The organism is Bradyrhizobium vignae, from assembly GCF_004114425.1.
GTDB classification, from domain to species: domain Bacteria; phylum Pseudomonadota; class Alphaproteobacteria; order Rhizobiales; family Xanthobacteraceae; genus Bradyrhizobium; species Bradyrhizobium vignae.
Window position 1 is genome coordinate 1 of the sequence record NZ_RDQF01000013.1, and the last position, 22,167, is coordinate 22,167.

Genomic DNA, 22,167 nt, shown 5'->3' on the forward strand with positions numbered 1-22,167 from the left:
GACCCTGAAACGGCGGGGCCGGCCACCAAAAGACGGAGGTGCTGATCACGTCGACGGCTGATCGCCATCCCGCCAACTGGGGAATTTTGCGGCGCCACTTCTGAGGAGATTCCGTGCGCCGTTGACACCGGTGGGATCCGAAGGTGAAAAGCCCTAGCGAAACAGCACCATCCGGGCTAGTTGATCGGCCTTGATGACGGAGCCCGGCGACACAGCAGCCAGCGCCTCGCAGGCGCAAGAGATCCAGGCCGGACTGGTCCGCCTGCTGACGGAGCGGATCCGCGAAATCTCCGACGATCCCAGGCAGATGCGGGATGTCGTGTACGAGCTGGCCCGGATCAAGCTCCTGGAACAATTCACCCACACCGATGCGCGGGAAGCGCGAGAGCTCCAGCAAGTCCTCGAGCGCGCCATTCGGGAGGTCGAGCGGACCTTTGAACGAAGCGGAACATCCCCACCGCCAAAGGCCGCCCCCGCGACGCCGGTCAGCGTCTCTGTTCCGGCACCGGCTGCCTCGGCTTCAGCGGCCATTCCAACGGCTGCCGAGACGCCGCGCCATCCTGCCGCACCGCCACGATCGCCCGACCGAGCCAAACGGAGCGGCGCCTTCAATTCTCTGGTTCGATTGAGCCCCATCCTCCTGCTCATCGCGGGCGCCGGGACCGCGGCCATCTATTGGCCACGGCTGAAGACACAACTGACCGCATCGTCGCAGGTGGCGCCGCTGTCCGAGCGTGCGCCGAAAAGTCCGGAGCCTCAGCCGACCGCGATCCCGGCTCGCTCGGCAGGCGAGACCATGGAACGAACGGCGGAGAGCACAAAGGATCCGGCGCCAGCTGCGCAACCCTCGATGCCTTTGCCGACGACGTTCGGCGTCTACGCCTTGAGCGAGGGCCAGCTCCATGAACTCAAGCCGGTTCCTGGAAAAATCCCGGACCGGCGCGTCGCGATCTCCGCCGCCATCAACACGCCGAGCGTGACCACATTGCCGGACGGCGACGTCAAGTTCATCGTGTTCAGGCCCGACGGAGGTGTCGATGCAAGCGGGACCGAAGTTCGCGTGGTCGCGAAGGTCTCCCGGGCCATGGGCGTCGATGCCACCGGGAAAGCCGCCATGGTCAGCGCCGGCGATTCCTGGGTCATCCGCAGCATGTCCTACCCCTACAAGGTAGGTCCGATCGAAGATCAATCGAGAATGCTATTGCTGCAGCCGGAGCAAGACGGTTTTGCGCTTGCGCCGGGCCGCTACATCGTCGTCGTCAAGGGCATGGGCTACGACTTCACCGTGGCTGGAACGATCACTGATCCCAATCAATGCGTCGAACGCATCAATGCGACCAACGGCGCGTTCTACTCGCCCTGCCCGCCGCCGCGAAGATAACGCTGCGTCCCCCTTTCCTATTTGACCGGCTTGTTGTCCTTTGGCGCATCCGCCGGCATGTCGTCGACCTTGCCGTTGTTGGCGACGCACTTTTGGAAGTATTCGCGCCGATCCTTGGCCGTTCCCTTGGCGCTCCCGGCCGCGGGGTTGCCGATTTGTCTGGGCGGAAAGGCCTTGGCGACCGCGGCATCGCATGCGCGCGCCACTTCGGCAGTGATGGCCGAAGCCGTCGCCGGCGCGACCAGCGTCAAGGCACCTGCCAATCCAACCAACGTCCGCAAATTCTTGACCGGCACCGCTTCGCTCCTTCAGTCCGTGAATGCTTGCCGGAACCATACCAAAAAGCAACGAAGCGCCAAACGGCAAAGCGATGCCGAGTTGTCACGCGGTCTGCCTGCAACGGCTATCGCAAGACTCGGCGGCGGCCTCAGCGCACGCCTCGTCCTTCGAGACGGCGCGTACGCGCTTCTCAGGATGAGGCTAATCGACGTCAGAGCCTATTGAAACTGCTGCCGCGCACGCCGTCCCTCATCCTGTGAGGAGACCGCGAAGCGGTCGTCTCGAAGGATGGCCGCAAAGCGCGCACCGAGGTCCCAACTAGCTGTTGAGCTGCGGCGGCTTGAAGTCCGGGAAACGGGTGAGCATTGCGGTCTTGACGAACTTCAAGTGGGCAATGGTGCTGGCCAATTCCTTGAGCCGTCGCTGGCCGTTCGAGATGTCGGCTGCAAAGAGATCCTGATGATAATTATCGAGCGCCTCGCGCTCGAGATATTCGTCGGTGCCGTTTCCGAAGGTGACGGATGCACGCGCAAGGGCATCGTCAACACGCCGGTTGAGCCCGACCTGTTCCCTCTCCGCCTCTTGCAACGCTGTTTCGATCGCCGCCAGGACGGCACCGATCCGCACGCGGTCGGTCTCGGCATCACGCTCGACGGAGCGGGCTTTGAAGCCTTTGTCCTCGCGGCGGGAGCCGAGAAGATTGTGTGCGCGCGCTCTCAGGAACAGCTGAAACATCTGGGCCATCCCACATTCGAGATTCAGACGGCTACCATCGGTCAGACATAGTTAACAAAGCTTAAATCCTGCGCTCGCCCTGCCTGGCTTTGTACGATCCACGCCCGCCAAGCTCCTTCGTGCTTGGCATAGAGCTCGCGCCAGCGAATTTCGTGCCTGGCAGCGGCGCCTTCGCGCACGCAGATCCCGGATGCGAGCTGCACTGTCTCGTCCGGTGCAAGATCGAGCGCCTCGAACTCTGCCGTCTCTTCCGCAGACAGGCCGATCAGAACACGATGTCCTTGGGCGTCGACGAAATATCTGCGGGGCGCGTTGTGCCTTTGATCAATCATTCGAATGGCCCTCGTTCAGGATCCAAGGACCCGGAAGATGTTTCAGCCGCCGATCAAAGCTACGAACAAACGCGATCGAAATAAGGACGCAAATCGCGCCCAGCAACGCAATCAAATACGCCATTCACGCTACCTATGCGCGCCGCGAAAAATATCGAAGCAGCCAAATTCTCGCCATGAACTGATACGTTTTAGGTTGCCTTTCCGAAGCTCTCAAGGACCGCACCATGTTAACCTAACTGCACATGGTTATCCGATCTTTCGGCAAGGCAAGATCAACCCCAGCCGACACCGCGGCCATGGCTCTGCCATCACGATGGATGCTCATTTTGCCTGACGCCCATCGATGCCGGCGTGTAGGGCGCATAGAGACGATATCGGGCTGATCGCTTGCGCGAGCGCCACGCCCGCACACCATAGCCACAGCAAAAGCCAGCTGCAAAAATCGAAATCAAAACCAGAACTGCAAGCATTTGGAATGTTCCCAATTTTCGGAACGCACCTCCCGGTACATTTCAACGTGATGCTGTAACCAGTTCAAGATCAGCGGCGCTGAAACTTTTGTCAGACGAACATGAAGTTTGTGCAACGTGATGCTCGAAGCTCGGTCGTCATGACGGGGTTATGCATTTGATGGCTTTTCCCTGCGGCCATCCTTCGAGACGCCCGCCTTAGGCGGGCTCCTTTTTGAGTCAGGCTCTCAGGATGAGGACGGAGTGCGCGGCAGCAGCTTCAACGGGTACTGACGCCGATTGGCCTCATCCTGAGGCGGCGCGGAAGCGCCGTCCCGAAGGACGAGGCGTGCGCGCAGGCTGCCGTCGCGAGCCATATGCGATAGCCCCTGCAGAAGATGACGCAATCTCTCATTGTTCGAGAGCAGTATCCAGCGGGCGATGTTAACCCCTGTTCATTTCGACAAGCAGCCTCAAACGAAGCGGCTGAACGCGCTGTGGTCGGGCACAGCTGCGATCTGCACGCTAGTGTCTCCGGCACGTTCTCGAACACGTCTGGCAGCCGTCGCGGGTGAGACTGCTGACGAAAACACCCGTGGTTATACGGAGCGTCATGCACCAACTTCAGCGCGGTAAGGTTGAGAGGTTAGCTTAATCCCCGTTGTTTGTTGCGAACCCTCGCGCTTTGCTTATCCATCTTCCGCACCGGGCTCCCCCAAGCCCGGCCCCACCCAAGCAAAGCCGTCGAGCGAACATGGGTCCGCTTGGCGGCTTTGTCGTTGTGTCGACGAGAGGATCATTTCGGTTATGGCGCGCAGGCCCTGGTCGTTCAAGGAAGATCGCCGGCTCATGGAGTTGGCCAAGTCTTCAGCCTCGTTGGAGCAAGCGGCGAAAGCTCTCGGGCGCTCGCCCGATGCGATCAAGCGCATGGCGTTGCGCCTTGGTCTTTCGTTGAAGTCGAAGGCGGCTAAGAAAACCTGATTGCGAAAACGACCGCGCTCGCCGCAGGCGGCGCAGTCTGCACGGCTTCCCTTCGGCGCAGGGCCATCGCATATGAGATCCTTTCCCTGCGGCCATACTTCGAGACGCCCGCTTGAGGCGGGCTCCTCAGCATGAGGACGGAGTGCGCGGCAGCAGCTTCAACGGGCACTGACGCTGATTGGCCTTATCCTGAGGAGGCGCGTACGCGCCGTCTCGAAGGACGAGGCGTGCACGCAGGCTGCAGCCACGACCCATATGCGATAGCCCTGCCCTCGGCGGGACGGAACCAAATCAACCTTCGGATGTTGGTCCCGATCTCGCAGCGAGGTCTGGCGGTGCTCCACTTTGCCATTTCCGCAATCTTGGTTTGGCTGGCGATCAACATCGCCTTCGTGCTGCTCCGGTTGCGGACGATTCGCCATTCCGCCGCGCACCGCATCGACGGGCCTAACCGGTCCTATCCTGAGCTCATTCCCGTCCGCCAGCGCCCCGGGCAGTGAGCATCGATTGAGCGTCCTGCCCGGCGGCCTGGCCTGCTCAACTAGTTGTGCGTCCTCTTCTGGGAGCCCATCCCCGGGCTGGTGCCGTAGTTCGGCGTCCCCGTTCCTTTGAACGCACCCCCCATGCTGTCCGAACCGGAGTTGGTGCCCGTGCCGCTGCGCGTCGCGGAAGTCGGCTGCGTGCCCGATGGCGTGTCTTTGGTTCCCTGCGCCGAAGCCACAGAGATCCCGACGGCTAGCGCCAGGAGGAGGCTTAACGTCCTGATCATACTGCTCAACTTTCCATGCTCGTTTCTATCCGGGCCGCCGGACCATTGGTCAGGCCATCCTCGGGTCGGCCGTCCGGCCGGTCTCTCCGTTAAACCCTATCTTAGCCCTTGCTGGCTAGGATCAATCGCCAAGCCTTGGCCCAAATTCAAGCCTCGCCCGAATTCAAGCCTCGCCTGATTTCACCCAAGCCGGATGCGATTGCTGCGACCAACCTTTCCGTTTGCGGCGCTCGTGCTTGCGAGCACGATGGCGTTCGCCTTGGCGGGCCATTTCGCCGCTGAGGCCGTCATTCGCCGCCAGCAGGCGCATCAACTCGACGAGCTGACCGAGGTCGTTCTGCGCCGGTCGGAATTTGCGGTCGATTTTGCCGCGGCCAGCCTGGACGAGCTCGCAAGGCGCAAGCTGGTCAGCTGCGAGCCGGGCGCACTGCAAGCCATCCGCCTGCACGTCTATCAGCGCTCGGCGATCAAGGACGTCCGGCTCGTCAAGCCGGATGGCTCCGTGATCTGCTCGGCCTATTCCGAGACGCTCGAATTCGACAAGGGATGGGTGGATCGTCGCGACATGCTGCCTTCGCGCGACAAGGCGCTTTCGCTGTTTCGCGTGGAGCAGTTCGGAGGCGCCGCCTTGGGCGTGCTCAGGGACATCGATGGCAGCTCCGCGCTCGTCGCCATTGTCGGCATCAACGCCAGCCTGTTCGACATCATGCCCGCCGAGCTGCGCGCACGCAGCGACGTGATCCTCGCCTTGGGCAATGGCGAGAAGCTCGGCAAATTCCAGAGCGACGCCGGTAAGTCCTTGCTGGAGCCGATCAGCTTCGAGCGGAATTCCGTTCGCTTCCCGCTTCATGCCACGATCCAGCTCGAGCGCGCGGTGCTTGCGAGCTGGAATAACGAGGCATATTGGCCCACAGTCGCGGTGGCCCTCGGACTTGGCGCAATCTTTGGCATCCTGTTGGCACGCAGCCGCCGCATGGAGGAGCCTGTCGCCGATCTCGATCGGGCGCTGGCAGCCGGCGAGTTCAAGCCATATTACCAACCGATCTTCGACCTGCGGACAGGTCAGATCAAGGGCTGCGAGATTCTGGCGCGTTGGCTGCGCCGAGACGGCTCGGTCGTCCCGCCGATGAACTTCATTCCGCTCGCCGAATCCAGTGGGCGCATCCAGGCGATGACGTGGCATCTGCTGGGATCGGCGCTGACCGAACTGAAGCCGTTGCTGAAGACAGACAAGAATTTCAAGCTGTCCCTGAATGTCGTACCCAATCATCTCCTGAGTGCGGGCTTCGTCGAAACGCTGCGCCGCACGGTCCTGGCGGCGCGTGTCTCCGCGCGCCAGATCGTGGTCGAGATCACCGAGCGCGACGAGCTCGACGATCTCGCGCGCGCCGCGGCGGTCGTTGCCGAGCTGCGGGACCACGGCTTCCGCGTCGCCATCGACGACGTCGGCGTCGGCCATAGCGGACTGTCCCGGCTGAAGGGCCTCGGCGCCGACATGATCAAGATCGACAAGTTCTTCGTCGACACGATCACCGTGGACGCATCGACGACGGCGATCGTGGAAATGCTGGTGGCGCTTGCGAAGGACCTCAATATGACCGTGGTCGCGGAGGGCATCGAGACGGAGGAGCAGCTCCGTGCATTGATCGCGTCCGGCGTCGAGGAGGGCCAGGGCTATCTCGTTGCGCCGCCCCTGCCCTTCGCCCGCTTCAATGAGCTCGTGGTATCGCGCCGCGTGAGGCGGTCAGGCGCGGCGGTCTCCGGCGACACGGTTTTGGTGGCCTGATCCCGACGCGGGCCTTTAACGATATTTTCGGCTTTCGAACCAGACCGGCAACCAACCGGCTATGCTGGCGCCATGCGCAGAAACCACGTCATTGCAGCCGCGAGCATCTGCCTTGCCCTGATCGTCTACGCCACGCTGGCGAAACTATCGGGAAGGCCGGCGCTCATGGGGCATCACGAGGCGTACTGGGTCGTCGTGATCGAGCGCTTCAGCGCCTATGGTCTGCTCGGTTTTCTGCTTTCCTTCCTGCTGCCCGGACGAATCGGTTTGGCTTGCTCGCTCGTCATCGCGGTCGCAATGGGACTGGAGCTGATGCAAGCGTTCATCCCCGACCGGGATCCGGGCTTCCTCGACGTTTTGCAGAAGGCGGCAGGAGGCACTGTGGGCGTCATGCTCGCCCAGATGATCCTGGCGTTCCTTCCGAGACCCCCGTCCTGAGGCGGCCCGCATCTCCTTGGCGAGATGACCGGCGGACCGCGCTTTTACTTCATCATCTGACCGCGCAACTCACCGCCCGGATTCGCGGCCGTGTGGATGTTCGCGTACCATTTGCCGCCCAGCAGATCTGCCGCCTGCGCGTCGGTGAGCGTGGCATGGCCTTGGATCGGGCTTTGCACCGTCTTGAACGGCAGGACGATGCCGGCATTCTTGCCGGCCTCGCCGGGACCGTGAAAATGCGCCCCCATCGCCGGCCCCGTGAGCCCGGTATAGGTGACAACGTAAGTCAGAACTCTGGTTTCAGTGTCGTAGCTCGCCTCGGCCTTGCCCGACCCGGTCGAGCCGTTCGGAGGCACTTCATTGCTTCCCTTGAGCTCGGCTTGCAGCTTCACGACTTCCGCGTTTGCCGTTCCGCTCGCCGCAATGATGCCTCCGACGAGCGCAAGTGTCCCCAACAGTGCCACTTTGCTCATGCACTCCTCCCGCACACTCCGCTCCCTATCGTGATCGAAACACCGACCGCAACCGGAAAATTCCGCCATGGAGGGATTATTGCCGATTTGGCTTTTGCTTGGGCGAGCCCGCCTTGAACGGAGGCCGCGGTCGGGAACGGCCGTCGAGTCCCTTGGGCAGCTTGTCGGCATTGAGCTTTACGACCGCGCTCCGGGCGTCGGCAGCCGGCGCGACTTCCTGGCTGTAGATCAGGGTCGCTTCGAACCTCACGTCGGGCGCTTGGCGAGCCGTGCCCGAACAGGTCGCCATCGCACCGCTATACACGCCGGAGAGCTCGACCTCGACTTCGTCGAACCCGAACACGGTCGGCGGTCCGTCGGCATGTCGCCGTGTGGTCAGAACGGCCGTGAAACGCTGGTCGTCGTCGAACCGATAGGAGCCGCCATAGGTGAAGAAGCTGTCACTGCCCGAGATCCGACCCTGGGCCAGATGCACGATACCAGTGCCTTGTGCTTGCGCGGTTCTGAACCACGCCGCGTATTTGCCCTCTTTCAGCATGGAAACGTCCACCCATGAATTCCATGCGTATTTGCAACGAACCGTGAGGGCGCGACAATGACCGTCGCGGCGAGCATTCCGCCACGGTTAACGCCCTGCAAAGTCAATCCGTCAAATTTCCGCGGGCGCGAGGCGACGCCCACGGCAGCATCAAAACAATTCGATGCCATCGTCCGCGCTCTCGATCGCCTCGACCCGGCGCGTGGTCGCGATCGACGCCAGCCCGAGCGTCTGCAGAAATTCCCGGTGGACGTGCCGCTCGCGCTCCATCGTGTAGCGCGCGAACAGCTGGTCGAGCATCGCTTGGTCCTGCGCTTGCGGCCGCGGCTTCTGCGCGCCAGCGCTTGCGGCTTCGAGCCGCGCTGCGACCGCGGGCAATGCCGCGGAGGCCTCGCCAAGCGTGGTCATCAGGCCTTGCGCCGAATTCATGAGCTCCTCGAATTCCGCACCTTCATTGACCAGCCGGCTCATCAGCTTGCCGAGCCGTTCATTGCCGGCCTCGACCTCGCGCAGCGCCTGGAGAATCTGCGGTTCGAGCTTGGCGAGCTGGGTGGGATCGCCCTGCACGCGGAGCTCCTTCAGGTCCCTGGCCGAGCGCTCGATGCCGTCGAGCACGGGCCTCAGACGCCCCGCCCCCGCCGAGACCTGGTCGGCGGTGGCCTTCAGCTCGTTGGCAATGACGACGAAAGCGCTGCCGCGGCTGCCGAGATGGCTTGCCTTGAGGCCCGCATTCATTCCGATCAGCGTGATGTCGACGGTCGCCTCGGCCAGCCCGGCGATGGCGTGGCGGAATTTCGTCAGCGTCTCCTCGACGATCGCGAGCGCCTCGTCCACCGAGCGGCCGGCGCCCTCGCAGGTGGCGATCAGGGTCGAGGCGTGCGCCAGCGTCTGCTTGATGCGCGCCAGGAACGATGACGACCCGCCCTCCTCGCCGCCGAACAGCGTGCGGCCCCGGCCGACGACACTGCCCGCATCGCGCAGGATTGCGGTCAGCGCGTGAACGATCTGGCCGATGTCGCCGCCGAACTCGCGTTGGGCATCTCTGAGCTGGGCCGCCTGCAATTGACAAATGATGCGCACCCCGTCGTCGCTCGCGACAGGTTCGGGAACGAGGCTCGGGGTGGATCCCGAGGCGAGCGTGAGGCCATCGGAGACGTGCTCGAGACGCTGACGCGTGCTGTCGCCGGCCTGCAAGGAGATGATCGCACTGCCGACCGCCTCGGCGATCTTCCTCGTGCTGGCGCTCGCAAGATCGGCGAGATGGCTGCTGTTGCTGCGCTGGTCGCGCAACCCGGAATAGGCGGACGCGAGCTCGACGCTCTCCGCCGCCAGCTGATTGCGGTAGCGGCTCTCGAACTCCTTCTGCCGGCCGAATGCGGTGGCGACCGCCTCGGACAGGCGCTGCTGATCCCGCGCGCAGCCCTCGATCGCGCCCTGGACGGCCTTGCCGAGATCGTAGGCCTCTTGCGTGAAGGCGAGAAAGCCCTCGCGGTCGCCGTCGAGCGAGGCCGCCTCGATCCGCGCGCTACGCGCGATGATGGTGATCATCTGGATGTGCTTGAACAGCGGCTTGAGCAGCGAAGACGCCTCCGCCGTGCTCGTGCCGATGGTCTCCAGCAGCGCGGCCTCGGCCGGCAGCGCCTGCGCCAGGTCGTTGAGCCGCGCGGCGATCTCCTGGAGCGCCGTTGCAGCGCCTTCGATCTCGGCGCCGGAGAGCTCACCGGAAAGCGCCGCGAGACCCTGGTTCAGCTCCTTGAAGACGAGATGCCCGCGTCCCAGCTCGTTGCCGACGCGCGCGAACACGGCCTCGATTCGCGAGGAGACGTCCTCGATCCCGGCGATGGCCTCGGTGAGCATATTGGCTGGAATGAGCGACATTGCCATCAGCCCGCCACCGCTGGATGCCCGGCCTGATACCAGAGCATGATCTCGCGCGGGATGTGGTGCAGCGAAACGACCTTCTCGACGCCGCCATGGGCGATGGCTTCCTTGGGCATGCCGAACACCACGCAGCTCTCTTCGTCCTGCGCCCGCGTCGCGGCGCCGAGCTTGCGCATCTCCAGCATGCCGCGCGCACCGTCATCGCCCATGCCGGTCATGATCACGCCGAGTGCGTTGGCGCCGGCATGCTGGGCGGCCGAGCGGAACAACACGTCCACCGACGGACGATGCCGGGACACCGGCGGTCCGTCCTTGATCGCGATCTGGTAGCGCAGACCGATGCGCTGGAGCAGCATGTGGCGGGCGCCCGGCGCGATATAGGCACAGCCCGGCAGCACCGGCTCACCGTCCTCGGCCTCCTTGACCCGGATCTGGCAGACGCTGTCGAGACGCCTGGCAAAGGCCGCGGTAAAGCCTGCCGGCATGTGCTGGACGATAACGATCGGCGGACAGTGGGCCGGCAGCATCTCGAGGACGTCGTTGAGCGCTTCGGTGCCGCCCGTCGAGGCGCCGATGCAAACGATGCGCTCGGTGGTCGGCCGGACCTTGCCCTGTACCGGCGGCGGGATGATGGCATCGGCAGTCAGCTTCTTCTCGATCTCCCGACGCTCCGCGCGCGGACGCACCCGGGCGCGGGCGGCCGATTTCACGGCCTCGCGCAACCGCGTGGAGCATTCGAGCAGCGCCTGCCGCGTGTCGATCTTCGGCTTCGGCACGATGTCGACCGCACCCGCCTCGAACGCCTCGAACATCACGTTGGAGCCCTCCTCGGTGAGCGAGGAGCAGATGATCACCGGGATCGGACGTTGCGCCATGATCTTGCGCAGGAACGTCATGCCGTCCATGCGCGGCATTTCGAGGTCGAGAATGATGACATCGGGCAACTCCTTCTCGAGCCGGCGCGCCGCGGCGAAAGGATCGGAGGCGGTCGCCATCACCTCGATATCAGGGTCTTCGGAAAGGATCGTCTGCAGGATTTGGCGCACCGACGCCGAATCGTCCACGATCAGCACGCGAACTTTCCCCCTCGGCATCGTGGTTGCGCTCCGGCTAGACCTGGAAGATGGTTGGCTGAACCTGCTTCAGCCCAGGCACGGTACTGTGAATCATCGATTCCGAATGCCCGACCAGCAGGTAGCCGCCCGGACGCAAATGGCCGCACAATTGCTCGACCACCTTGCGCTGGGTCTCGCGCTCGAAATAGATCAGGACGTTGCGGCAGAAGATGATATCGACGTCACGGTCGACGGGATAGGACTTGTCCATGAGGTTCATCCTCATGAAGTGCGTCATGCGCCGTAACTCGGGCACGATCCGCACTTCGCCGCGCGACCTGTCCCGCGACGACGAGAAGTATCGTTTTGCGAATGGCTCCGGCACCGGGGCGAGCACATCGCGGGTGTAGATCGCCGTCCTGGCGAGGCGCAGCACCGCGGTCGAGATGTCGGTGCCGAGGATGCGGTACTGGAAGCGCGAGCCGTTCCGCGTCATGTCGTCCAGCACCATGGCGATCGTGTAGGCTTCCATGCCGGTGGAGCTCGCCGAGCTCCAGATCTTCAGGTTCGCATTCTTCCGTCCATGCGACTTGAGCAGAGCAGGGACCGCGACGTCCCTCATGAAGGTGAAGTGCTGCGGCTCGCGGAAAAAATCGGTCTTGTTGGTCGTCACCACGTCGATGAGATGAGTAAGCTCGGTCTCGAACAGATCCGCCTCGAACAGGTTCTCGACATATTCATTGAGACCGGCGAAGTTCAGCGCGCGCACGCGCTTGTGCAGCCGCCCCTCCAGCATCAGCCGCTTGCCCTGCGGCAGCTTGATGCCGACCTGGCTCTCGATCAATTCGGCGATGGTCCGGAAGTGGCGGTCGGACAGATGCACGGCCGTATCCTGCATGGCGGGCATCATGGATGACGACCCTGCTTCGTAACGGCCGCCTGCACTGAATGTCGGGTCATCCTGGCCATGTTGAATCCCACGCGTTCACGTTCACCGCTGAAAGCGGACCGGTCACCGAACGGACCGGTCCGCAGGAGCCTCGCGGGGGCCTAGCGCTGGAAATCGGCGTCGCGGTCGTCCTCGCCGTCATTCATGTCGAAAGTGAAGCCGCCGCCGGCGACCTTTGCGGCGCGTACCGGCTTGGCCTGCGGCTTCTTGGCCGGTCGTTCAGCCGCCGCCATGGAGGCCGCCTTGGCGCGCAGCTGGCTGACCGCCCGGTCGATCGGCGCGGGCGCCTGGCTCTTTGCGCCCTGTTCGATGCGGAAATAGGCGATGGTGGACTGCAGCTGTTCGGCCTGCGAGGCGAGCTCCTCCGAGGTCGAGGACACCTGCTCGGAGGCGCTGGCGTTCTGCTGGCCGACCTTGTCGAGCTGCTGGATCGCCTGGTTGATCTGCGCCGAACCGACGTCCTGCTCGCGGCAGGCCGCGGTGATCTCCTCGACCAGCTCGGCCGTCTTCTTGATGTCAGGAACGAGCTTGGCGAGCATCGAGCCCGCCTCCTGCGCCACCTTGACGGTGTCGGCCGAGAGCGTGCCGATCTCGGCGGCGGCCGCCTGGCTGCGCTCGGCGAGCTTGCGCACCTCGGAGGCGACCACCGCAAAGCCCTTGCCGTGCTCGCCGGCGCGCGCGGCCTCGACCGCTGCGTTGAGCGCGAGCAGGTCGGTCTGGCGCGCAATCTCCTGCACGATCGTGATCTTCTCGGCGATGGTCTGCATCGCGTTGACGGCGCGGCCCACGGCGGCGCCGCTGGCCTCGGCGTCCTTGGCGGACTGCGCGGCGATCTTCTCGGTCTGGTTGGCGTTGTCGGCGTTCTGCTTCACGTTCGAGGCCATCTCCTCCATCGATGAAGAAGCTTCCTCGGCGGACGAGGCCTGTTCGGCTGCGCCCTGCGAGAGCTGCTCGGCGCTCGCGGAGAGCTCCTGGCTGCCGGCAGAGACGTTCTGCGCCGCCGTCAGCGCCTCCGATACGATCTGCCGGAGCTTCTCCACCATGCGTTCGAGCGCGAGGCCGAGCGTGTCCTTGTCCGACAGCGGCTTGGCTTCGATCGTGAGATTGCCTCGTGCGATCTCGTTGGCGACCGCCGCGGTGGCATTCAGATTCACCGTCATCGCGTTCAGCGACTTGATGAGATCACCGATCTCGTCGTCGCTGGAGGATTCGATCTTTTGGCTGAGATCGCCGATCGCCACCGCATCGGCAAGGCCGACGGCCTGCCCCAGCGACCGGCTGATGTTGAGTGCGATCAAGATGGCGGCCACCGCCGCGATCAGGAGCGAAGCGATGACCAGGATCATCAACAGCAGCTCGGCGCGCGAGCCATCCTGCCTGGCCTGCTCGACCTGCTCGGCCATGTTCTTCTTGACGTTGTTGATGTAGGCATTGGCCGCTTCGAGCGCATCGGCGACGACCTTGCGGCCGTCATGCATCGAGCGGTCCATCGCCCTGGCCTTGTCGGTCTTCGCCAGCCTGACCGTTTCGTCCTGGTAAGCGTTCATCCTGCCATAGGCGGCGGAGAAGCCATCCATCAGCTTCTTGCCGCCTTCGCTGGCGGCTGCATAGATCTCGTCCTTGGACTTTGCGAGCTGTTCGCGGGTCTTGGCGAGGTCGGCGACGAATTGATCGTATTCGGCGTCCGATGCGAGGATCGAGTTCTTCTCCGCGCGAAGCTGGAGCAGGATGCCTTCCTTGAGCTCGGACGCCTTTTCCATGCGATTCGCGCGAGCGACCAGAGCCTCGGTGGTGCCGACCATATCGGACAGCTTCATGTAACCGACCCCGCCGGCGATCATGGACAGCAGGATGACCACACCGAATGCGCTGGCCAGCTTGGCTTTGACGGTGAATCTCATCTCAATCCCTTTTGGTTCGAATGGAGCTGCGTACGCTCGATAACGCCTAAAACGAACAAACTCAGGCGGCGCGGGACGCGTCCACGGCAGCATCGCGCCCGTCCGGGAACTCGTCCTTCGCCATCAGTTTGGCGAGATCAAAGATGATGACAAACTTTTCGCCCTTGCGCCCGATACCGGCCGCATAGTCAGACTGCCATTTGCCGCCGACCTCCGGCACGGGCTCGATCGCCTGTTCGTCGATGTCGGTGACCTCGAACACGCAATCCGCGACGAAGCCGACGCCGACCAGGCGGTCCTTCATCGGCACGTCGAGGATGATGATGCGCGTCGCCTCGGTCGCCGAGACGCTTGGCAAGCCGAGCTTGGTCCTGAGATCGACGATCGGATAGCCGCTGCCGCGCACGTCGATCATGCCCAGCAGGAAGCTCGGCGCATGCGGCAGCCGCGAGATCGGCCGCATATCCAGGATCTCCCGGACGTTGCGAATGCTGATGCCGAACGTCTCGCCGGCGAGACCGAGCGTCAGGTATTGCGAGGTTGCGGCCATGGTGCGTCCATTCGATGTTGGGAGAGGCCTGTTCGGACCAGCCAGTCAGCGTTGAAACTCCGCGTCGCGATCGTCGCCGCCAGCATCCATGTCGAAGGCGAAGCCGCCTCCCGCGCCGGCAACCTTCAGGGCTCGGGCCGGTTTGGCAGCGGGCGCCTTGCCGCGGCGATCGACCGCCGCCATCTTCGCCGCCTGGGCGCGGAGCTGTCCAACGGCCCGGTCGATCTCCTGAGGTGCGGCCTTCGCTCCGCGCGCAGTGTCATCGATACGGAAGAACGAGATCGTCGACTGCAACTGCTCGGCCTGGGAGGCCAATTCCTCGGAGGTCGAGGAGACCTGCTCTGATGCGCTGGCGTTCTGCTGGCCGACCTTGTCGAGTTGCTGGATCGCCTGGTTGATCTGGGCCGAGCCGACGTCCTGCTCGCGACAGGCCGCGGTGATCTCCTGAACGAGCTCCGCCGTTTTCTTGATGTCGGGCACCAGCTTGGAGAGCATCTCTCCGGCCTCCTGGGCAACCTTGACTGTTTCGCTCGACAAGGTGCCGATCTCGGCGGCGGCGGCCTGGCTGCGCTCGGCGAGTTTGCGCACTTCGGAGGCGACCACCGCAAAGCCCTTGCCGTGCTCACCGGCACGGGCGGCTTCGACGGCAGCGTTGAGCGCGAGCAGGTCGGTCTGCCGCGCGATCTCCTGAACGATCGTGATCTTTTCGGCGATGGTCTGCATCGCCTGAACGGCCCGACCGACAGCGCTGCCGCTGGATTCGGCATCGCGCGCCGACTGTGCGGCAATCTTCTCCGTCTGGTTGGCGTTGTCGGCGTTCTGCTTCACGTTGGACGCCATTTCCTCCATGGAAGACGAAGCTTCTTCCGCCGAGGAAGCCTGCTCCGTCGCACCCTGCGACAGCTGCTCGGCGCTGGCGGAAAGCTCCTGGCTGCCGGCAGATACGTTCTGGGCCGCGGTGAGAGCTTCGGACACGACCTGACGAAGCTTCTCGACCATGACGTTGAGAGAACGGACGAGATCTCCGATCTCATCGTTGCTCTTGACGGCGATCGTCTGGCTCAGATCGCCATTGGCGACCGCGCCGGCGAGGCTGACCGCGCGCGACAAGCCGTGGCTGATGCTGAGTGCCATCATGACTGCCGATCCTACGCCAAGCAGGAGTGACAATCCGATGACGCTGACCAACATGATCTTTGCGCGAGCGGCATTCTGCACCGACTCCGCGGACATCTCCGCCATCTGCTTCTTGACCAACGTGATGTACTCGCCCGAGGTTGCGATCGCGTCCATAGCGTTCGCCTTCCCTTCGGTCGCGGCAAGCGTGGTTGCCCTGATATTACCGCCCTCCTTCACGATTTCCGCCACGCGGGAGACGACATTGACGAGGCGATCCGTCTGAGCCACAAAGCTCGCGGGCGACACGCCGGCCGCGGTGAGGGGGGCGACGGCCTGCTTGGTTGCCGCCTTGAGCGCTTCGTCTCCTTCGCTGATTGACTTGATCGCGGCATTCAGCTCCTCGACGCTGGAGGCCGAGAACGACAAGGCGACCTGCCGCTGCAGGCGGACACCTTCGAGCCTGATGGCATGGATCGCCAGAACGGCGCTGTTCTTCTCGGCGGAAGGCGGCAGGCGATTCAGCTCGGCGAGAGACGCATCGAGCGAGTCGTTCCAATGCTTCAGAATCGGCATCGCGTCGGTGGTCCACAGCTGGCCGCCCCGATAGTTCGAATTCTTCATCGCGAGCCCGACGATGACGTCCTCTCCGGCATTCATCTTGTCGTAAGACGCCGAGAACTTGTCGAGCAGGTGCTTGCCGACGTCAGAAGCGGTCGCCTTGATCTCGGTAAGAAGACGACTCACCTCGGCGCGATACTTCTTGATCTCATCGGCCAGCTTCTGCATCTCCGCGTCCGTGGACGCGAGGATGATGTCGCGCTCCGCCCGGGTCTGATAGAGCACGTTGTTTTGCAGCTCGCCGGCCCTGTCGATGCGCGCCGCGCGCACCACGAAATCCGCGGAGACCTCGACCTGATCCGAAAGCTTCAGAAAAGCCAGTCCACCCGTGAGTCCCGAAAGCACGATGATCGCACCAAACGCGCAAGCCAGCTTTGCCTTGATCGTGAATCGCATATCGAGCCCCCAATTTACCGGCCTTCTCGAGACCGCTCTCAATTCAAAATGCGTTCCATGTTGGGAACAATAACGAACTCTTCACGCCACTTCGCGATAAAACGAATGAACTCAGGCTTCCAGTGCATGCCGACACGCGGCGTCTGCTGCACATCGGCCTGCGAGATCTCCGTGACCTCGTAAACCTTGTCCGCGGTCACGCCGACCAGCACCGGTTCGTTATCGATCTCGATTTCGATCACGACGATGCGGGTGTCGGCGGAGTTGTCGAGCTGCGGCATGCCGAAACGGATGCGCAGATCCGCGAGCGGAATGACGTTGCCGCGCACGTTGATCACGCTGGGAACGAAGGCTCGCGCGCCCGCAACCTGGGTCACGGGAACGGGATCGATGATCTCGCGCACGAGGCCCGCGTCCAGCGCGAACTTCTCCTCGCCGAGGCCGATCATCACGACCTGCATCGCACTCGACTGCTGCTCGCCCGCCAACCCGCCGTTCATCACGCCGCCTCGTTGATATGCTGCTTCTCGAACTTCGACTGCGCCAGCGAGACCAGCTGCGCGACGTCGAGGATCAGCGCCGCCGTGCCGTCACCCAGGATCGTCGCGCCGGAGAAGATCGTGACGTCCGAATGCAGCTTGGACAGAGACTTGATCACGGTCTGGTGGTTGCCGATGATCTGGTCGGCGACGAGGCCGACGCGGGTCTCGCCGGTCGAGATGATGATCGTCTTCTGGTGCTGGTCGGGCGCACCGGATGCGGCCATGAGCTCGCGCAAGCGCAAGAAGGGCACGAGGTTGCCGCGCACGTTGAGGAAGTTGCGGCCGCGCGAGCGCTCGTCCTCGGCCGTCAGCTCGACGCATTCCTCGACCGCCGACAGCGGGATGATGTAGCGGCCTTCGCCGACGCGGATGAGCAGGCCTTCGATGATCGCGAGCGTGAGCGGCAGGCGCAGCGTCACGGTGGTGCCCTGGCCGGGCCTGGTCGACAGGTCGATCGAGCCGCGCATGTTCTCGATGGTGCGCTTGACCACGTCCATGCCGACGCCGCGGCCGGACAGTGCCGAGATGGTCTGCGCCGTCGAGAAGCCCGGGTGGAACAGGAATTGATGGATCTCATGGTCGGTCAGCACGGCGCCGGCCGCGATCAGCCCCTGCTCTTCCGCCTTCGCGCGGATGCGCGCGGTGTTGAGGCCGCCGCCATTGTCCTTCACCGTGACCAGCACCTGCGCGCCCGAATGCACCGCGGCAAGCTCGATCCGGCCCTGATCGGTCTTGCCGTTGGCGGCGCGCGTCGCGGTGTCTTCGATGCCGTGGTCGATGGCGTTGCGGATCAGGTGCACCAGCGGATCGGCGAGGCACTCGATCATGGTCTTGTCGAGCTCGGTATCCTCGCCCGAGGTGACGAATTCGACCGGCTTGGACAGGTCGCGCGACAGATCGTGCACGAGGCGGCGGAAGCGGCCGAACAACGAGCCGATCGGCACCATGCGCGCGCCCATCGTGGTGTCGCGCAAGGAGGACGCAAGGCGCTCGATCTCCTCGGCGATCATCTTGATCGAGAGGTCGGAGCCGGAGGCGGCGAGCTGGGTCAGCCGCGCCTGGGCGATGACGAGCTCGCCGACCCGGTCCATCAGCTCGTCGAGGCGCTCGGCCTGGACGCGAACCGTGGCGATGCCACGCTCTTGCTTTCCGTCCTCGCGGCGCGCGGGTGCCGCCTCGCGCTTGATCTCCGGCTTCGTCTCCGGCTTGGCCTCAGATTGGGGTTTCGCCCTTGCGACGGGCTGCTCGGCAACAGCCTCCACCACCGGCGCAGCCATCTCGGCGATCACCGGCTCCTCCTCGGACAGCTGGAACAACGGGACCGGCGCGAGCGCTTCGACACGTTGCAAAGGCGAGAGCGTCAACTTCATCTCGTCCTGGACGAACATGAAGACGTCGTCGATGGCGTCCTTGGTGCAGGCGGCGTGCAGCTTGACGTCCCACTTCAGATAGCAGTCTTCCGGCTCCATCTCGTCGAGGAACGGGATGCCGTCGGTGACGGGCACGACGAAGCAGGGACCGAGCTTGCAGAGATCTTCCAACAGATCGAGCGGATTCGAGCCGTTGCGCAGGATATGGGAATCGAACTCCAGATACAGGTGCCAGCCGGCCTGCTTGCTCTCGGGTGGAGACAGCAGCGGTGCCTCGACGACCGGAGCGGCAGGCTTGTCGGCGGAGACGAAGCGCTTGAGGTCGTCGAGGATGGCTTCGCCGATGATGTCGTCGGTCGACTGCGGGTCCTCGATCAACGCGCGGATGTAGTCCTTGGCGGCGAGCGCGACCGAGATCAGCTCCTGCGTCGGTTTGATCTCGCCCTTCCTGACGCGGTCGAAGGCGGTCTCGAATTCGTGGGTGAAGGAGGCGACCTTGTCGAAGCCGAACATGGCGCCCGATCCCTTGATCGTATGCAGGGCGCGGAAGGCGGAATCGACCAGCTCGCGGTCGTCGGGACACTGGCCGAGATCGAGCAAGGCCCCTTCAAGAACTTCGAAGAGCTCGCTGGCTTCCTGACGGAAGACCTCGGCCGGGTCCATTGCGCTCATGTGCGCACCAGCTTGCCAACCACCGCGAGCAACTGCTCGGGCTTGAACGGCTTGGTGATCCAGCCGGTGGCGCCGGCGCTCTTGGCCTCCTGCTTTACGGCATCGTTGGATTCGGTGGTCAGGAACACGATGGGCATGCCGACCGCGCTCGGCAGCTTGCGCAGTGCCCGGATCAGCTCCAGTCCATTCATGACGGGCATGTTGAGGTCGGTGATGACGAGGTCGAGCTTGCCCGCTTGCGCCTTGGCGAGCCCTTGCGCGCCGTCGCCGGCCTCGATCACGTTGTGACCGGCCGGCTCGAGCACGACCTTGATCATTTGCCGGATACTGGGGGAGTCGTCGACGGTCAGAATCGTGGCCATTAGATGCCATCTTTCTTTTGCGGGAAATGCTGATCGATCAGTGAATCGCTGGCGAAGCCGGCGCGGCGCAGGGTGTTGCGCAGAGACTGGGAGAAGGAGGTCAGGACCACCGGGCGGCCCTGGGCCTCGCCCGTCTTGGCGGTCGACAGCAGAAGCTGGATCGAGGTCACGTCGGCCTTATCGACGCTCGAACAGTCGATCTCGAGCCGCTCCTGGCGGCCGAACGCCTCGCGAACGAGGTCGTAGACGCTGCGAATGGCCGCAATGCTGCAGTCGGCGGGCAACCGTAACGACCACTTCGGCTCCGTGGGATTGAGCGCCATCGCTGCCCCGCCTTTGCGAAACTTCTAATACACGTTTGACGCGAATCAGATGAGCAAACCCCTAACGGAGGGCTCCGTACAACTACGGGTCACATTCCCAAAGACTTCGCGCGAATGCCTGCAACCGTGCATAGCGTGGCGAAATCTCATGCAAGGTGCGCAAGCCCATCGCCGCGTATCTGCACGATGCATTTGCTTCGCGTTAAATCGTGCGCGGTATGCAAGGGGCCGTGCTTTTGCCAGCGAAGAGAGCCCCGGCCGCCGATGCTGACCCAAGCGCTCCTGGTTGATGACAGTCGCTCCGTCCTCAACTTCCTGAAACGTCACATCGAGGCCGAAGGTCTGGTCGAGGCCACCGCCTTCCTCGATCCCGTGGAGGCGCTGGCCTGCGCGCAGGAGCGCGTCTTCGATCTGGTGCTGGTCGACTATGAGATGCCGCATATGGACGGCATCAGCTTCATCCGTGTCTTCCGGACCTTGGCCGGCTGCTCCGACATTCCGATCGCGATGATCACCTCGCGACAGACCGATGACGTCAAGATGGAAGCGCTGCAGGCCGGTGCAACCGATTTCCTGCCCAAGGCGCCGCAGAGCGTCGAGATGACGGTGCGCCTGCGGAATTTGATTCAGCTCGGTGCAGCCGTGCGCAAGCTCAACGATCGCGCCGCGCACCTGGCCAGCGAAGTCGCGGCCGCGACACGAAAGCTCGGCGAGCGCGAGGAGGAGATCATCCTGCGGCTCGCGCTCGCGGTCGAATACCGCGACAACGACACCGGCGAGCATACGCTGCGTGTCGCCCGCTACAGCCGCATCATCGCCGAGCAGCTCGGCCTGCCGGCCCGGCTCTGCCGCGACATCTATCTCGCCGCGCCGCTGCACGACGTCGGCAAGGTCGCCATTCCCGACAATATCCTGCTCAAGCCAGGCAAGCTCACCGACGAGGAGATGGCGGTGATCCGGACGCACGCGACGATCGGCGAGCGAATCCTGGCCGATTCCGGCTGCGAGCTGATCCGGCTCGGTGCGCAAATTGCCGCAGGACATCACGAGCGCTGGGACGGCGCGGGCTATCCGAACGGGCTCAAGGCGGATGAAATCCCGGTCGCCGCGCGCGTGGTCGCAGTCGCCGACGTCTTCGACGCCCTGACGACGCGGCGGCCATATAAGGAGCCGATGCCGCTCGAGGTGGCGCGGACTTACCTCGCTGAGAACGCGGGCCGGCAGTTCGATCCCGCCTGCGTCGAGGCTTTCTTGTCGCGCTGGGACGAGGTGATCGAGATCGCCGCCGGTCAGCGGACGACCTCTTTTCAGAGGATCGAGTCCCCTCTCGTTCCAGCTATGGAGGGTGCGGCGGAGAGCCGTCCGGCCAATCGGCCGAGGCCGACCGCCTGACATGATCAGTTCGCGAACATCTTGCCGCGGCTTCATTTTTCTGCGGTCGCCGGTTTGAACCTGTTCCTGCTAGAGTGGCACCAACAGCTAAGAGTGATTCTGGTCACACTTGCCCCGGCGCCCTGCTGCTAGGCATCGAACCAGGACGGGGCACCAGAGCATCGTCGAATTGGATGAGAATTCCCATGAAATGCCTGATCGGCGCCTGTGTCGGCGCGTTTTTTGTTGCGGCCCCTGCTTTGGCGGAGACCGCTGCCGCGATCGTCGAGGACGTCCAGGGCAAGGTCGATGGCATCGCGTTCATGGACTATGTGGCGCCGGGCAAGATCATCAAGCTCGGGCCCAAGGCGAGCATCACGCTCAGCTACCTCAAATCCTGCCAGCGCGAGACCATCAGCGAGGGTGTCGTCCTGGTCGGCGCCGAGCAGAGCACCGTGCAGCTCGGCGAGGTCAAGCGGGAAAAGGTGCCCTGCGATACCAATGCGGCAAAACTGTCCGAGCGCGAGGCGAACCAGAGTGCCGCAACGACCTTCCGCACCATGCGGTCGGACGCGAAGGGCATGCCGGCCAAGCTGCCGACGCTCTACGGCGTCTCGCCGCTGGTGCAAGCCAAGGCCGGCAGCACGCTGGTGATCGAGCGCACCGACGGCAAGGAGCCCACGATCAGCGTGCCGCTCAAGGGCGATGCCATGATCGGCGGCAAGTTCTATGATTTCGCCAAGGCCGGGAAGGCACTGACGCCGGGCGGCAGCTATCTCGCCATTCTCGGTGCCAAGCGCTACACCTTCCAGATCGACGCGAGCGCCACCTCCTCGCCGACCCCGATCATCGGCCGCCTGCTGCGTCTCGAATAGGAAGCCTGGCGAAGGCGCG

At 63.9% G+C, this 22,167-nt stretch carries 22 protein-coding genes; 7 read left to right on the forward strand and 15 right to left on the reverse strand.

All coding sequences use genetic code 11. From position 1 onward, the window contains the following. Nucleotides 1–193: 193 nt before the first annotated feature. Complete coding sequence (locus tag EAV90_RS13425; RefSeq protein WP_129143592.1) at nucleotides 194–1,381, forward strand: hypothetical protein; 1,188 nt, start codon at nucleotides 194–196, stop codon at nucleotides 1,379–1,381. A gap of 17 nt (nucleotides 1,382–1,398) precedes the next feature. Here EAV90_RS13425 and EAV90_RS13430 read toward each other — a convergent pair whose 3' ends face one another. The 3 genes from EAV90_RS13430 to EAV90_RS13440 form a co-directional block, all read right to left on the reverse strand. After that, entirely contained in the window at nucleotides 1,399–1,632 is a 234-nt protein-coding gene (locus tag EAV90_RS13430; protein WP_245509498.1) for a hypothetical protein, read from the reverse strand. Nucleotides 1,633–1,978: 346 nt separating this feature from the next. Beyond that, entirely contained in the window at nucleotides 1,979–2,395 is a 417-nt protein-coding gene (locus EAV90_RS13435) for a hypothetical protein (protein ID WP_122406856.1), read from the reverse strand. Between the two features lie 41 nt (nucleotides 2,396–2,436). After that, nucleotides 2,437–2,727, reverse strand: coding sequence for a hypothetical protein (locus EAV90_RS13440; protein ID WP_122405048.1), 291 nt, complete (start codon nucleotides 2,725–2,727; stop codon nucleotides 2,437–2,439). Between the two features lie 1,259 nt (nucleotides 2,728–3,986). Here EAV90_RS13440 and EAV90_RS39440 point away from each other — a divergent pair. The 4 genes from EAV90_RS39440 (at nucleotide 3,987) to EAV90_RS13450 (ending at nucleotide 7,153) form a co-directional block, all read left to right on the forward strand. After that, entirely contained in the window at nucleotides 3,987–4,160 is a 174-nt protein-coding gene (locus tag EAV90_RS39440) for a hypothetical protein (protein WP_164936902.1), read from the forward strand. A 302-nt stretch (nucleotides 4,161–4,462) separates the two neighbouring features. Continuing rightward, entirely contained in the window at nucleotides 4,463–4,660 is a 198-nt protein-coding gene (locus EAV90_RS39445) for a hypothetical protein (protein WP_164936903.1), read from the forward strand. A 462-nt stretch (nucleotides 4,661–5,122) separates the two neighbouring features. Beyond that, the gene (locus EAV90_RS13445; RefSeq protein ID WP_129143593.1) at nucleotides 5,123–6,715 is read left to right on the forward strand and encodes an EAL domain-containing protein; all 1,593 of its coding nucleotides are present in this window, start codon (nucleotides 5,123–5,125) and stop codon (nucleotides 6,713–6,715) included. 72 nt (nucleotides 6,716–6,787) lie between these two features. Next, nucleotides 6,788–7,153: a VanZ family protein gene (locus tag EAV90_RS13450; RefSeq protein WP_122405052.1), complete on the forward strand. Its 366-nt coding sequence runs from the start codon at nucleotides 6,788–6,790 to the stop codon at nucleotides 7,151–7,153. A gap of 44 nt (nucleotides 7,154–7,197) precedes the next feature. On the opposite strand, the gene EAV90_RS13455 is transcribed toward EAV90_RS13450, so the two are convergent. The 12 genes from EAV90_RS13455 to EAV90_RS13510 all read right to left on the reverse strand — a co-directional run bounded on the left by EAV90_RS13455 (nucleotide 7,198) and on the right by EAV90_RS13510 (nucleotide 19,902). After that, the gene (locus tag EAV90_RS13455; protein ID WP_129143594.1) at nucleotides 7,198–7,626 is read right to left on the reverse strand and encodes a CHRD domain-containing protein; all 429 of its coding nucleotides are present in this window, start codon (nucleotides 7,624–7,626) and stop codon (nucleotides 7,198–7,200) included. 76 nt (nucleotides 7,627–7,702) lie between these two features. Then, entirely contained in the window at nucleotides 7,703–8,164 is a 462-nt protein-coding gene (locus EAV90_RS13460) for a hypothetical protein (RefSeq protein WP_129143595.1), read from the reverse strand. Between the two features lie 150 nt (nucleotides 8,165–8,314). Next, the gene (locus tag EAV90_RS13465) at nucleotides 8,315–10,042 is read right to left on the reverse strand and encodes a coiled-coil domain-containing protein (protein WP_129143596.1); all 1,728 of its coding nucleotides are present in this window, start codon (nucleotides 10,040–10,042) and stop codon (nucleotides 8,315–8,317) included. A 5-nt stretch (nucleotides 10,043–10,047) separates the two neighbouring features. Then, nucleotides 10,048–11,139: a protein-glutamate methylesterase/protein-glutamine glutaminase gene (locus tag EAV90_RS13470; RefSeq protein ID WP_122405055.1), complete on the reverse strand. Its 1,092-nt coding sequence runs from the start codon at nucleotides 11,137–11,139 to the stop codon at nucleotides 10,048–10,050. A gap of 16 nt (nucleotides 11,140–11,155) precedes the next feature. Then, nucleotides 11,156–12,010 (reverse strand): CheR family methyltransferase, encoded by an 855-nt coding sequence (locus EAV90_RS13475; RefSeq protein ID WP_129143597.1) that lies wholly within the window; start codon nucleotides 12,008–12,010, stop codon nucleotides 11,156–11,158. Between the two features lie 140 nt (nucleotides 12,011–12,150). After that, nucleotides 12,151–13,950 (reverse strand): methyl-accepting chemotaxis protein, encoded by a 1,800-nt coding sequence (locus EAV90_RS13480; protein WP_129143598.1) that lies wholly within the window; start codon nucleotides 13,948–13,950, stop codon nucleotides 12,151–12,153. Nucleotides 13,951–14,011: 61 nt separating this feature from the next. Continuing rightward, a complete protein-coding gene (locus EAV90_RS13485; protein ID WP_129143599.1) occupies nucleotides 14,012–14,500 on the reverse strand; it encodes a chemotaxis protein CheW in 489 nt (162 codons plus the stop codon). 45 nt (nucleotides 14,501–14,545) lie between these two features. Next, nucleotides 14,546–16,633: a HAMP domain-containing methyl-accepting chemotaxis protein gene (locus tag EAV90_RS13490; protein ID WP_129143600.1), complete on the reverse strand. Its 2,088-nt coding sequence runs from the start codon at nucleotides 16,631–16,633 to the stop codon at nucleotides 14,546–14,548. A gap of 38 nt (nucleotides 16,634–16,671) precedes the next feature. Continuing rightward, nucleotides 16,672–17,133: a chemotaxis protein CheW gene (locus tag EAV90_RS13495; RefSeq protein WP_162500418.1), complete on the reverse strand. Its 462-nt coding sequence runs from the start codon at nucleotides 17,131–17,133 to the stop codon at nucleotides 16,672–16,674. Continuing rightward, entirely contained in the window at nucleotides 17,133–19,217 is a 2,085-nt protein-coding gene (locus EAV90_RS13500; protein ID WP_129143601.1) for a chemotaxis protein CheA, read from the reverse strand. Before EAV90_RS13500 ends, EAV90_RS13495 begins: the two co-directional genes overlap by 1 nt. Beyond that, a complete protein-coding gene (locus EAV90_RS13505; RefSeq protein WP_122405062.1) occupies nucleotides 19,214–19,579 on the reverse strand; it encodes a response regulator in 366 nt (121 codons plus the stop codon). Before EAV90_RS13505 ends, EAV90_RS13500 begins: the two co-directional genes overlap by 4 nt. Beyond that, nucleotides 19,579–19,902: an STAS domain-containing protein gene (locus tag EAV90_RS13510; protein ID WP_129143602.1), complete on the reverse strand. Its 324-nt coding sequence runs from the start codon at nucleotides 19,900–19,902 to the stop codon at nucleotides 19,579–19,581. Before EAV90_RS13510 ends, EAV90_RS13505 begins: the two co-directional genes overlap by 1 nt. Before the next feature lie 264 nt (nucleotides 19,903–20,166). Here EAV90_RS13510 and EAV90_RS13515 point away from each other — a divergent pair, with 264 nt between their 5' ends. After that, complete coding sequence (locus EAV90_RS13515) at nucleotides 20,167–21,294, forward strand: HD domain-containing phosphohydrolase (protein WP_129143603.1); 1,128 nt, start codon at nucleotides 20,167–20,169, stop codon at nucleotides 21,292–21,294. Between the two features lie 185 nt (nucleotides 21,295–21,479). Beyond that, nucleotides 21,480–22,148 carry a hypothetical protein gene (locus tag EAV90_RS13520; RefSeq protein ID WP_164936905.1) on the forward strand — a complete coding sequence of 223 codons (669 nt, stop codon included), beginning with the start codon at nucleotides 21,480–21,482 and terminating at the stop codon, nucleotides 22,146–22,148. The last annotated feature ends 19 nt before the right edge of the window (nucleotides 22,149–22,167 follow it).

Excerpts from the sequence above, each read along its gene's own strand:
- EAV90_RS13425 (WP_129143592.1), top strand. The coding sequence starts at position 194 with ATGACGGAGCCCGGCGACACAGCAGCCAGCGCCTCGCAGGCGCAAGAG.
- EAV90_RS13435 (WP_122406856.1), bottom strand. The coding sequence starts at position 2,395 with ATGTTTCAGCTGTTCCTGAGAGCGCGCGCACACAATCTTCTCGGCTCC.
- EAV90_RS13440 (WP_122405048.1), bottom strand. The coding sequence starts at position 2,727 with ATGATTGATCAAAGGCACAACGCGCCCCGCAGATATTTCGTCGACGCC.
- EAV90_RS39440 (WP_164936902.1), top strand. The coding sequence starts at position 3,987 with ATGGCGCGCAGGCCCTGGTCGTTCAAGGAAGATCGCCGGCTCATGGAG.
- EAV90_RS39445 (WP_164936903.1), top strand. The coding sequence starts at position 4,463 with ATGTTGGTCCCGATCTCGCAGCGAGGTCTGGCGGTGCTCCACTTTGCC.
- EAV90_RS13445 (WP_129143593.1), top strand. The coding sequence starts at position 5,123 with ATGCGATTGCTGCGACCAACCTTTCCGTTTGCGGCGCTCGTGCTTGCG.
- EAV90_RS13450 (WP_122405052.1), top strand. The coding sequence starts at position 6,788 with ATGCGCAGAAACCACGTCATTGCAGCCGCGAGCATCTGCCTTGCCCTG.
- EAV90_RS13455 (WP_129143594.1), bottom strand. The coding sequence starts at position 7,626 with ATGAGCAAAGTGGCACTGTTGGGGACACTTGCGCTCGTCGGAGGCATC.
- EAV90_RS13460 (WP_129143595.1), bottom strand. The coding sequence starts at position 8,164 with ATGCTGAAAGAGGGCAAATACGCGGCGTGGTTCAGAACCGCGCAAGCA.
- EAV90_RS13465 (WP_129143596.1), bottom strand. The coding sequence starts at position 10,042 with ATGTCGCTCATTCCAGCCAATATGCTCACCGAGGCCATCGCCGGGATC.
- EAV90_RS13470 (WP_122405055.1), bottom strand. The coding sequence starts at position 11,139 with ATGCCGAGGGGGAAAGTTCGCGTGCTGATCGTGGACGATTCGGCGTCG.
- EAV90_RS13475 (WP_129143597.1), bottom strand. The coding sequence starts at position 12,010 with ATGATGCCCGCCATGCAGGATACGGCCGTGCATCTGTCCGACCGCCAC.
- EAV90_RS13480 (WP_129143598.1), bottom strand. The coding sequence starts at position 13,950 with ATGAGATTCACCGTCAAAGCCAAGCTGGCCAGCGCATTCGGTGTGGTC.
- EAV90_RS13485 (WP_129143599.1), bottom strand. The coding sequence starts at position 14,500 with ATGGCCGCAACCTCGCAATACCTGACGCTCGGTCTCGCCGGCGAGACG.
- EAV90_RS13490 (WP_129143600.1), bottom strand. The coding sequence starts at position 16,633 with ATGCGATTCACGATCAAGGCAAAGCTGGCTTGCGCGTTTGGTGCGATC.
- EAV90_RS13495 (WP_162500418.1), bottom strand. The coding sequence starts at position 17,133 with ATGAACGGCGGGTTGGCGGGCGAGCAGCAGTCGAGTGCGATGCAGGTC.
- EAV90_RS13500 (WP_129143601.1), bottom strand. The coding sequence starts at position 19,217 with ATGAGCGCAATGGACCCGGCCGAGGTCTTCCGTCAGGAAGCCAGCGAG.
- EAV90_RS13505 (WP_122405062.1), bottom strand. The coding sequence starts at position 19,579 with ATGGCCACGATTCTGACCGTCGACGACTCCCCCAGTATCCGGCAAATG.
- EAV90_RS13510 (WP_129143602.1), bottom strand. The coding sequence starts at position 19,902 with ATGGCGCTCAATCCCACGGAGCCGAAGTGGTCGTTACGGTTGCCCGCC.
- EAV90_RS13515 (WP_129143603.1), top strand. The coding sequence starts at position 20,167 with ATGCTGACCCAAGCGCTCCTGGTTGATGACAGTCGCTCCGTCCTCAAC.
- EAV90_RS13520 (WP_164936905.1), top strand. The coding sequence starts at position 21,480 with ATGAAATGCCTGATCGGCGCCTGTGTCGGCGCGTTTTTTGTTGCGGCC.